The sequence below is a fragment of the Amycolatopsis sp. NPDC004378 genome (genome assembly GCF_053602455.1).
In genome coordinates this window covers 29,691-39,298 of sequence record NZ_JBSGDR010000040.1, presented here as the reverse complement: position 1 = coordinate 39,298, position 9,608 = coordinate 29,691, and the positions used below count along the sequence as shown (strand labels likewise).

Annotated in this window: 8 protein-coding genes; 3 read left to right on the top strand and 5 right to left on the bottom strand. The window is 72.7% G+C overall.

The window, feature by feature from the left end; translation table 11 throughout:
- Window positions 1-211 precede the first annotated feature (211 nt).
- A complete protein-coding gene (locus ACWEN0_RS48135; RefSeq protein ID WP_451988461.1) occupies window positions 212-2,530 on the top strand; it encodes an alpha-L-fucosidase in 2,319 nt (772 codons plus the stop codon).
- Here ACWEN0_RS48135 and ACWEN0_RS48130 read toward each other — a convergent pair.
- Genes ACWEN0_RS48130 through ACWEN0_RS48120 form a run of 3 tightly spaced genes read right to left on the bottom strand, consistent with a single transcriptional unit; the run spans window position 2,527 to window position 6,565 of the window.
- Window positions 2,527-3,711 (bottom strand): 4-hydroxybenzoate 3-monooxygenase, encoded by a 1,185-nt coding sequence (locus ACWEN0_RS48130; RefSeq protein WP_451988460.1) that lies wholly within the window; start codon window positions 3,709-3,711, stop codon window positions 2,527-2,529. The two genes, ACWEN0_RS48135 and ACWEN0_RS48130, sit on opposite strands and share 4 nt — an antisense overlap.
- A gap of 26 nt (window positions 3,712-3,737) precedes the next feature.
- A complete protein-coding gene (locus ACWEN0_RS48125) occupies window positions 3,738-5,228 on the bottom strand; it encodes an ArnT family glycosyltransferase (RefSeq protein ID WP_451988459.1) in 1,491 nt (496 codons plus the stop codon).
- A gap of 38 nt (window positions 5,229-5,266) precedes the next feature.
- Complete coding sequence (locus ACWEN0_RS48120) at window positions 5,267-6,565, bottom strand: diaminopimelate decarboxylase (RefSeq protein WP_451988458.1); 1,299 nt, start codon at window positions 6,563-6,565, stop codon at window positions 5,267-5,269.
- An 81-nt stretch (window positions 6,566-6,646) separates the two neighbouring features.
- On the opposite strand from ACWEN0_RS48120, the gene ACWEN0_RS48115 reads away from it, so the two are divergent.
- Window positions 6,647-7,543 (top strand): LysR family transcriptional regulator, encoded by an 897-nt coding sequence (locus ACWEN0_RS48115; RefSeq protein WP_451988457.1) that lies wholly within the window; start codon window positions 6,647-6,649, stop codon window positions 7,541-7,543.
- On the opposite strand, the gene ACWEN0_RS48110 is transcribed toward ACWEN0_RS48115, so the two are convergent.
- Window positions 7,527-8,522: a serine hydrolase domain-containing protein gene (locus ACWEN0_RS48110; RefSeq protein WP_451988456.1), complete on the bottom strand. Its 996-nt coding sequence runs from the start codon at window positions 8,520-8,522 to the stop codon at window positions 7,527-7,529. The two genes, ACWEN0_RS48115 and ACWEN0_RS48110, sit on opposite strands and share 17 nt — an antisense overlap.
- Before the next feature lie 58 nt (window positions 8,523-8,580).
- Here ACWEN0_RS48110 and ACWEN0_RS48105 point away from each other — a divergent pair, with 58 nt between their 5' ends.
- Complete coding sequence (locus ACWEN0_RS48105; protein WP_451988455.1) at window positions 8,581-8,775, top strand: DUF2630 family protein; 195 nt, start codon at window positions 8,581-8,583, stop codon at window positions 8,773-8,775.
- A gap of 3 nt (window positions 8,776-8,778) precedes the next feature.
- On the opposite strand, the gene ACWEN0_RS48100 is transcribed toward ACWEN0_RS48105, so the two are convergent.
- Window positions 8,779-9,573: an IclR family transcriptional regulator domain-containing protein gene (locus ACWEN0_RS48100; protein ID WP_451988454.1), complete on the bottom strand. Its 795-nt coding sequence runs from the start codon at window positions 9,571-9,573 to the stop codon at window positions 8,779-8,781.
- Window positions 9,574-9,608: the final 35 nt, after the last annotated feature.

The window sequence follows — 9,608 nt, the reverse complement described above, 5'->3', positions numbered from 1 at the left end:
ACCACGCGCCGGACGTGGGCGCGGTTCATTTCGATCGCGCCGGTTGGCCCTTGACACGGAGAGAGCCAACGAGCAGGGTCATTCATCGGATGAATCACCGTTCTATCGGCGACAGAGTGCCTGATGAGGGTGGACTCTGTCGTCTCCCCGCCGTAGTCATCCGATCCCTGGAGGTTCAGTGACGACCTTCCCCCGCCGTCAAGCTCTCGGTATGGCCCTGGGCGGTGCCGTGGCCCTGAGTGCCGCCGGCCTTACCCCGGCCGGCGCGGCCACCCCCGTGGACGCCGCCCCCGACAGCCCGGGCACCCCGATCGTCCCGCCCCCGCCGCCCGTCCCGGTCGCCCTCGACGCCTGGTTCTCCAACGACGGCATCGACAGCGCGTCGGCCCCGGGCGGCGACTTCGACGGCTCGGGCTACACGTTCCCGGCCGAGCACCTGCCCGTCGGGCGGACGGCCACCGTCGGCGGCGTCCCGTTCAAGCTCGGCTCCGCGGCCGCCGGGGCCAAGAACGACATCGCCGCCACCGGGCAGACGATCGAGCTGCCGAAGGGGCGGTACTTCGTCGCGTACTTCCTGGTCGCGGCCAGCTACGGCGCCACCGGCGGCACGGCGACCGTGCACTACGCCGACGGCACCACGAGCACCGGTTCCCTCTCGGGCCCGGACTGGTACACGGGCACCGGCGCGCTCGTCTCGCCGTTCCGCTACGCCCCGGGCGGCGTCGTCGACAACAACCCGGTTTCCCTGGCCACGGGCCAGGTCTGGGTCGACCCGGCCCGCGAAGCGGTGGCCCTGACGCTGCCGACGACCGCCACCCCGGCGCCGAACGTCCCGAGCCTGCACGTCTTCGCGCTCACCCTCCAGCCGGTGGCCACCGGCCGTTCGGCGCTGATCCTCGACGGCCGCTCGACGGCCAACCTGCTGACCGACGGGGGACCGCAGGCCGCCGAAGCGACCGTCGTCAACGCGGGCACGGTGTGGCTGGGCGCCGGCGACCGGGTGAGCGTCACCCTGGACGTTCCCGGCGGCCGGACGACCGTGCCGGCGACCATCCGCGCGCTGGCGCCGGGGGAGCAGGCGACCGTGCGCCTGGGGCTCGCCCCGAACACGTCCGTGCCACCGGGAACGACCACGAACGGTCAGCTCCGCGTCACCTCCGGGCGCGGCACGCTCGCGACCCAGCAGGTGCCGGTCACCTTGGGCATCCCGGACTTCCGGCCGACCGACGCGTCCCTGTCGACGCACCGCGCGCCGTACTGGTTCACCGACAGCAAGTTCGGCATCTTCATCCACTGGGGCGTGTACGCCGTGCCCGCGTGGGCGCCGGTCGGACAGCAGTACGCGGAGTGGTACTGGCAGAACCAGCAGGACCCCAACGGCGCGACTTACGCCTACCACAGGGAAAAGTACGGCGAAGACTTCGGCTACGACGACTTCATCCCGATGTTCACCGCGGCGAAGTTCGACCCGCGCTCGTGGCTCGAGCTGATCGCCGACGCGGGCGCCGAGTACTACGTGCTGACGTCCAAGCACCACGACGGCTTCGCGTTGTGGGACACCAAGGTCAGCGACCGCAACTCCGTCAAGCTCGGCCCGAAGCGCAACGTCATCGACGAGCTGTTCACGGCGTCGCGCAAGTACACACCCCAGCTGCGCAACGGCCTGTACTTCTCGCTGCCGGAGTGGTTCAACCCGGACAACCCGTGGATGGGTCACGCGCCGCGCAACCCCTACACCGGTGCCGCGCTGCCCTACACCGGGTACACCGCCGGGAAGGACTTCGTCCGCGACTACCAGGCGCCGCAGGTGCTCGAGCTGATCTCGGAGTTCGACCCGGACGTGCTGTGGTTCGACATCGGCGGCGTCAACGACACCCGCGACGTGATCACCGAGTACTTCAACCACGCGAAGAACCGCAAGCGCCCCAAGGACGTCACGTACAACGACCGCGGCGGCATCCCCGACCACGACTTCACCACACCGGAGTACACGACCTACCCGAACACCGTGGTGGCGAAGTGGGAGGCGAGCCGCGGCCTCGACCCGTTCTCCTACGGCTACAACCGCGCGACCCCCGACGACCGCTACATGACGGCGGAGGAGGTCGTCCGCACGCTCGTCGACATCGTTTCGAAGAACGGCAACTTCCTGCTCGACATCGGACCGGACTTCGACGGCACCATCCCGCAGGTCATGCAGACGCACCTGCGCGACGCGGGCGCGTGGCTGAAGGTCAACGGCGAAGCCGTCTACGGCACGACGTACTGGTCCCGCATGGCGCAGCTCGGCGACCTGCGGTTCACGGTCAAGCAGAACGAGGCTTTCTACGTCCATTCGCTCGTGGCACCGGGCAGCCGCGTCACGGTGGACGCGCCGGTGCCGATCCGCACGGGCGACCGCGTCACGCTGCTCGGGTACCGCGGAAACCTGCACTGGACGGTGGAAAACGGGTCGCTGGTGATCGACGTCCCGGCCGCCGCCCGGCAGGCGGGCCGCTACACCTGGGTGTTCAAGATCGCCTGGAGCTAGAGGTCGGCGTTCTTGCCGATGTAGAGCTCCGCGAACGCCGCCGCGGCCGCGGGCGAACCCAGCAGGCGGCGCATCCGGGCTTCCGCGATGCGTGCCTGGAACGGGTTCTCGCCCGCGGCCGCGGTGTGGTGGAAGATGTCCGACAGCCACTGGGAGAACTCCTGGTACTGCCACACCAGCGGCAGGCAGGCGCCGGAATACCCGGCGAGCGGCGCCGGATCGCCGGCGTAGTGCGCCTGGACCGCCTCGGCGAGCAGGAACGCGTCGTGCAGCGCGAGGTTCAGGCCTTTCGCCGCGATCGGCGCGACCAGGTGGGCCGCCTCGCCGGCCAGGTACAGGCGGCCGTGCGCCATCGGCTCCACGACGTAGTTGTGCATGTCGAGGATGCGCTTTTCGACCAGCCGGCCTTCGGCGATTTCGCCGTCCGGCACGGTGAGCCGGGCGTGCAGCTCCTGCCAGACGCGCTCGTCCGGCCAGTCCTCCTCGGTCTCGCCCGCCGCCGTCTGCAGGTAGAACCGCGTCACCGCCGGGGTGCGCGCCATGTGCGCGGCGAACCCGCGCGGGTGGATGCCGAACAGCACGCCGTCGGCGGACGGCGGGGCCTCCGCGAGCAGCGCCAGCCAGCCGATTCCGTAGTCGTGGTGGGCTTTCACCGTCGTTTCCGGAGGCAGGTACCCCTGGGTGACCCCGCGGGCGCCGTCGCAGCCCGCGACGAAGTCGCAGTCGATCCGGTGCTCGCCCTCGGCGGTCCGGAACGTGACGGCGGGGGAGCCCGATGTCAGGCCGTGCAACCGGACGTCGGAGACCTCGAAGACGGCCTCGCCGCCCGCGTCCGTGTACTGCGCGACCAGGTCCGTCACGAGAAGCTGTTGCGGGTAGACGAAATGCCGTTGCCCGGTGACGTCGCCGTAGCGGAAGGCGTGCCGCCGCCCGGCGAACCGGAACTCGAACTTCTCGTGCCGCGGCGCCGTCGCGACGAGCTGTTCGCCCAGGCCGCGTTGTTCGAGCCCGCGGACGGCCCACTCCTCGATGAACCCGGCCCGCGGCCGCTGTTCGATGAACGCCCGGCTCTCGGTCTCCAGCAGCACACAGGGAATCCCCGCGCGCCGCAGGAGGTTCACCACCGTGAGCCCGGCCGGACCCGCCCCCACCACGGCCACCGCCGTGCGCGTCGCCACCATGCGCCCGAGGGTAGCGTGAACCGGGTTCAGTAGAACTGCCTCAGCTTCGGCCACGCGGTCGACCACGGCTCGGTGAGCGTGCACAGCGAAATCACGGTGCCTTCTTCGTCGTTGTCGACGCCTTCGGCGTTGTGGTTCTCGGCCACCGCGTGGCACCCGGTGATCAGCCGTGACGCGGGCGAGCCGCGGTCGAACCCCCCGACGACCAGAACCGGGCCGACCAGCCGGTCCGGCGGCGGGCCCCAGTCGGCGTAGGACATGTGCGGCGAATACGGCTGGGGCAGCCCGAGCGCCGGTCCGTAGTGCTCGAGCGCGCCGGCTTCGCCGTAGTTTCCGGCGACGATCACCGCGGTGTCCCGCTCGGTGGCGGGGATCCGCTCCCACGCCCCGGCGACGGTCTGGGCGAACTCCGGCCAGCCGACCTGCTCGCCGGGCTCCTTGTTGACCGCCAGCAGCGGGCCGTTCAACGCCGCCGGTGGCACGACCGGGAGTCCGGTGAGGACGGACACGGCCGCGCACACCACGGCGGCCGCGCCGAGGAGCACCCGCCGTGTCGTGCCCCGGGCCAGCCAGCGCAGCGACGGCTCCGCACCGAGGGCCACCAGAGGCAGCAGCAACGGCACCGAGTAGTACGGCTTCCCGCCCAGGACCAGGAGTTCGACGCAGACGACCGGGTACGCGACCGCCACCGCGCGGGCCCAGCGCAGCGCCGGGTCACGCCACGGCCGCACGAGCCCGGCGATCCAGACGGGCACCAGCACGGGGGAGAGGTAGACCAGCTGCATCGGCACGAACAGGACGCGGTTCTCGAAGCCGTCGTCCTCGCTGATCCCGCCCGCGACGGTGAGCATCGGCCAGCCGTGCGCCGCCTGCCAGACCACGACGGGCGCGGCGAGCACGACGGCGATCCCGACGCCGGCCGCGAGCCACCCGGTCCGCAGCACCCGGCGCGGCCCGGCGATCGCGACGCCGACGCCCAGCCCCGAGAGCAGGAGCAGCACCAGCCACTTGTTCGCCAGGCCGACGCCGGCGGCGGCGCCGATCGCGAGCCACCACCGGCCGTCGCCGGTGCGCAGGAGTTTCACCCCGAACAACGTGATCAGCGACCACAGCAGCACGTCCGCCGAGTTGGTGGCCAGCATGTGCGCCACGACCAGCGCGTACGCCGACAGCACCGTGGCGGTCGCGGTGAACAGCTGCGCGCCGCGGCCGGCGCCGAACTCGCGGGCGATGAGCGTGACGACCACGACGGTCGCCATGCCGAGCAGGGTCGCGACCACGCGCAGCCCGGTGGGTGTCTCGCCGAACACCGCCGTCGACGCGCGGGCGAGCCACGGCGTGATCGGCGGGTTGTCGACGTAACCCCAGTCCGGCCGGTGGCCCGCCGCGACGAAGTACAGCTCGTCGCGGTGGAAGCCGTAGCGCCCGGACAACGCCGTCAGCACGACGGCCTGCACGGCGACGACGATCCCCACCGGAAGCGCGGCGAACCGCGGAAGGTCCCGGCTTGCCCCCATGGCACTCCCCTCGGCGTGCCCGGATCGTACGCCGCGGATCACGCCGCCGGGAGCGCTCCGACGTATTCGCCACCCGCGTCCCCGACCAGCTCGGCGACGGTCTGCGCGCGCCGGATCGGGGTGAACTCGACGTCTCCGCGCTCCGACACGGTGAAGCCGTGCACGGCCGGGCGCGGCAGGGTGTTGTAGGCGTAGTGCGCGCCGAAGTAGTACGCGCCGGTGTCGTGCGCGACGACGAGGTCGCCGGGCTCCAGCAGCGGCAACGGCCGTTCCTTCGCCAGGAGGTCGCCCGCGAAGCACAGCGGGCCGGCGACGTCCTGCGCCACCTCGGGCCCGGTCTTCGGCGTGCCGTCCGCGTCGAGCGCGGTCAGCCGCAGCGGCCAGTGCTCCGGCTGGAGCACGGTCCGGGCCGCCACCTGCGCACCCGCGTGCGTCACGGCGATGGGCCGCCCGCCCGCGACCTTCGTGTACTCGACCCGGCTGACCAGGAACCCGTTCTTGGCCAGCAGGGACCGGCCGAACTCCGTGACGAACCCGTAGTCGCAGTCGGCGAGGGCCGGGACCTTCGCCAAGAGCGTCGCGACGTAGTCGGCGTGGGTCGGGCCGGCGTCCTCGGAGGTGAAGTCGACCGGCAGCCCGCCGCCGAGGTCGAGGCTGGTGATCTGCCGGTACCCGGCTTCGGCGTTGATCCGCTCGGCGAGGTCGTGGACCGCGGCGACGCCCTCGGCCATCAGCTCCGGCGGGCAGCCCTGCGAGCCGACGTGGACGTGCAGCCGGGTCAGCCACGGCCGTCGCGTGACGGCTTCGATGACGCGATTCCGGTTGTCCCGCAACGGGACGCCGAACTTCGAGGTCGTGGTCGCGGTGCTGGTGTCGCCGATCCGGCCGGCCCCGATCTGGGGGTTGATCCGCAGGCCGAGCACCGAACGCGGGTGCTCGCCGACGAGCGCGTCGAGGCGGTCGAGCTCCTGGAAGTTGTCGGCGTTGACCGCGGTGCCCTCGGCCAAGGCGTGCTCCAGCTCGGCGGCGGTCTTGGCGGGGGAGTCGAGCACCAGCCGGGCCCCGCGCAGGCCCGCGGCTTCGGCGACGGCCGTCTCGCCGGGGCTCGCGACCTCGGCGTCGATCCCGAGGTCGCCGAGGAACCGCAGGACCGGCGCGAGGCCGCACGCCTTGGCGGCGACGGTGTGCTGCACGCGTCCGAGCGGGGCGAACGCCTTGGTCAGGTCCTCGACGGCTTCCCGGAGACCGGCCAGGTCGACGAACCCGGCCATCGGGTCGAGGAGGTTCCGGTCCGCGGCGGCGGAGAGGGCACGGAGCTTGCGATCGGTGCGGTTCACGGTCCCAGTCTCGGTTCGGCGCCGCCGAGCGGTCCAAGACTTGGTCCCTCTCGATCTATAGGCCGGTCCTATAGTGGCTGGGTGGACCTGCGCCGATGGCACTACTTCGCCGTGCTCGCCGAGGAGATGCACTTCACCCGGGCGGCCGCGCGGCTGTTCGTGTCGCAACCGTCGCTGAGCCAGCAGATCCGGGCGTTCGAGGCGGAGCTGGGGGTGGCGCTGCTCGACCGGTCGGGTCCGCGCTTCGCGCTGACGGAGGCGGGCCGGGTCGCCGCGGCGGAGGCGCGAGAGCTGCTTTCGCGGTTGGACCGGGCCCGCGGCGTGATCGCGGCGGCGGGCCGCGGCGACGCCGGCCGGCTCCGGATCGCCTACACGCGCTCGGCACCCGGTCCGCTGGCCGGCGACCTGGTGGCGGCCTACCGCGCGGCGTTCCCGGACGTCGCGCTGGAGCTGGAGACGGGCTGGACGAGCTTGAACCTGGCCCGGCTGGCGGCGGGCGAGATCGACGTCGGGTTCGTGCGGCCGCCGGTGGACTTCCCGGGCGTCGAGACCGCGGTGGTCGGCTCGGAAGAGGTGCTGATCGCGGTGCCGTCCGGCCACGCCCTGGCCCGGCGGCGCGGACGGCTCCGGCGGACGTGGATCGCCTCGGAGCCGGTGGTGTTCTGGCCGCGCGAGAACGGGCCCGGCCAGTACGACGCGATCAGCGCCCAGGTCTGGCCGGAGGGAGTACCGCCGATCGTGCGCGAAGAGCCGGAGGACGAGCAGCTGATGCGCGCGGTCGCGGAGGGGGCGGGCATCGCGGCGGTCCCGGAGCACCGCGCGCGCGGGCTGCGACGTCGCGGGGTGGCGTTGCGGCGGCTGGAGGACCCGGTGCCGCGGATCGACCTCGGCCTGGCCTGGCGGGCAGGGACACCTTCGCCGGTGGTCCGCGCGTTCGTGGACCTGGCTGCGGCAGACCGGCTCAGCCGCAGGCCTTGAGGACCGCGTCCGCCACTTCGCCCAGGTGGGCCGCCGCGCTGTGGCCCGAGACGATCCGGTCCGTCAGGTACGCGAACACGACCCGGCGGCCGGGGTCCGCCCAGGCGATGCAGCAGTTGCTGCCGTTGTGCCCGAACGTTTCCCGCGCGCTGAGCGAGCCCATCGGGCGGCCGACGCCGCCGAGCTGGAAGCCCTGGGCCCAGCGGATCCGCGTGCCGATCGTCCGGTCGACGACCGCGTCGCCCGACGGCCGGCGGGCCTCCGCGACCGCCGCGGGCGAGAAGCCGTCCAGCAACGCCTGGTAGAAGCGCGCGAGGTCGCGGGCCGTCGTCGAGATGCCCGCCGCCGGGATCACCGCGCGGCGGACGGCCCGGCGGTTCACCACCCGGGCGGTCAGCGGGCCGCCGAGCCCCCGGCCGCGGATCGGCACGTGCCGCGGCCACAGGGACGCCGGAAGCCCGAGGTAGGTGTCGGAAAGCTCCAGCGGCTCCAGGAACTCCGAGGAAAGCAGCGAGTCCACCGGGACGCCGGTGACGCGGCGGACCAGCTCGCCGAGGATGTGGCCGAACACGATCGGCTGGTACGCGGCGACCGCGCCGGGCGCCCACCGCAGCGGCGCGCGCTCGATCGCGCGGATCGCGCGCGGCCAGTCGGTCATGGTCACCGCGTCGAGGGCGAAGCCGCGGGCCGTCGCGAAGCCCGACCGGTGCCGCAGCACCTGCCGGACCGTCACCGAGCCCTTTCCGCCGCCGGCGAACTCCGGCCAGTAGTGCGCCACCGGCGTGTCCAGGTCCAGGACGGCGCGGGCCGCCAGCTCGTGGACCAGCAGCGCGACGAACGGCTTGCTCGCCGAGAAGATCCAGAACAACGCGTCCGGCGGGCCGCCGACGCTCGTGTCGCACACCACCCGGCCGTCCCGCAGCACGCACAGGCTCGCCCGCGCGCCCCGGGCGCGCACCAGGCCGGAGGCTTCGATCACCCCGGCGAGGGTACCCGCGAGGCGTAAACTGCCCGCTGGACCCGAAGGGAATTTTCCCATGGCCACGCGCGAAATCACCGACCGCATCGCCGACCTGATCGACGAAGAGCACCGGCTCCGCAGAGAAGGCCTCCACCACGGCGGGCTGACCCCGGCCGAGCGCGGCCGCCTCAAGGACCTCGACCGCCAGCTCGACGCGGCCGTCGAGCTGCTGCACCGCCGCCGGGCGTTGTCCGTCTTCGACGACGACTGAGGCTCAGAAGAACCCTTCGCGCCCGCTGCCCGGCGTGACGCGGTGGCCGAGGTCGGCGCTGATCCGGTCCGCCGTCCGGACCACCAGCGGCACCACCTCCCGGCGCAACTTCTCGACGTCCGAACGCCCGCTCGACGTCGAGGACGCCAGCGCGGCCACGACCGCGCCGCTCGCGTCCCGCACCGGCGCCGAGACCGACAGCAATCCGTCTTCGAGTTCCTCGTCGACCAGCGACCAGCCCTGGTCCTGGACCGTCCGCAGCGCCTTGCGGAAGTCGGCCTCGCAGGTGACGGTCCGGGCCGTGAAGCGCGGCAGCCCGGCTGCCACCACCTCGTCGACCAGCGCCGGTGGCGCCCAGGCCAGCAGCACCCGGCCCATCGACGTCGCGTGGGCCGGCACGCGCGTGCCGATGGAGACGTTGATGCTCATGATCCGCCGCACCGGCACGCGCGCGACGTAGACGACCTCCGCGCCGTCCAAAGCGGCCAGTGACGCCGACTCGCCGGTCTCTTCGGCGAGGCTCAGCAGCCGCGGCTGGGCGGTTTCGATCATCCCGTGCGACGCCGAGTAGTGCTGGCCGATGCTCAGCACGCGCGGGGTCAGGGACCAGCGCGGGCCGTCGCCGCGGACGTACCCGAGCCGCTGCAGCGTGAGCAGGATCCGCCGCACCGCGGGACGGGAGAGGCCGGTCGCGGTGGCGAGCTCGGCGAGCGTCGGGTTCGCGCGCTCGGCGTCGAACGCCATCAGCACGGCGAAGCCCCGCTCGATGCTCTGGATGAAGTCGCGGTCGGTCTCCATCCCGTCATCCTCCCGTACCCGCCGTCTTGACAACG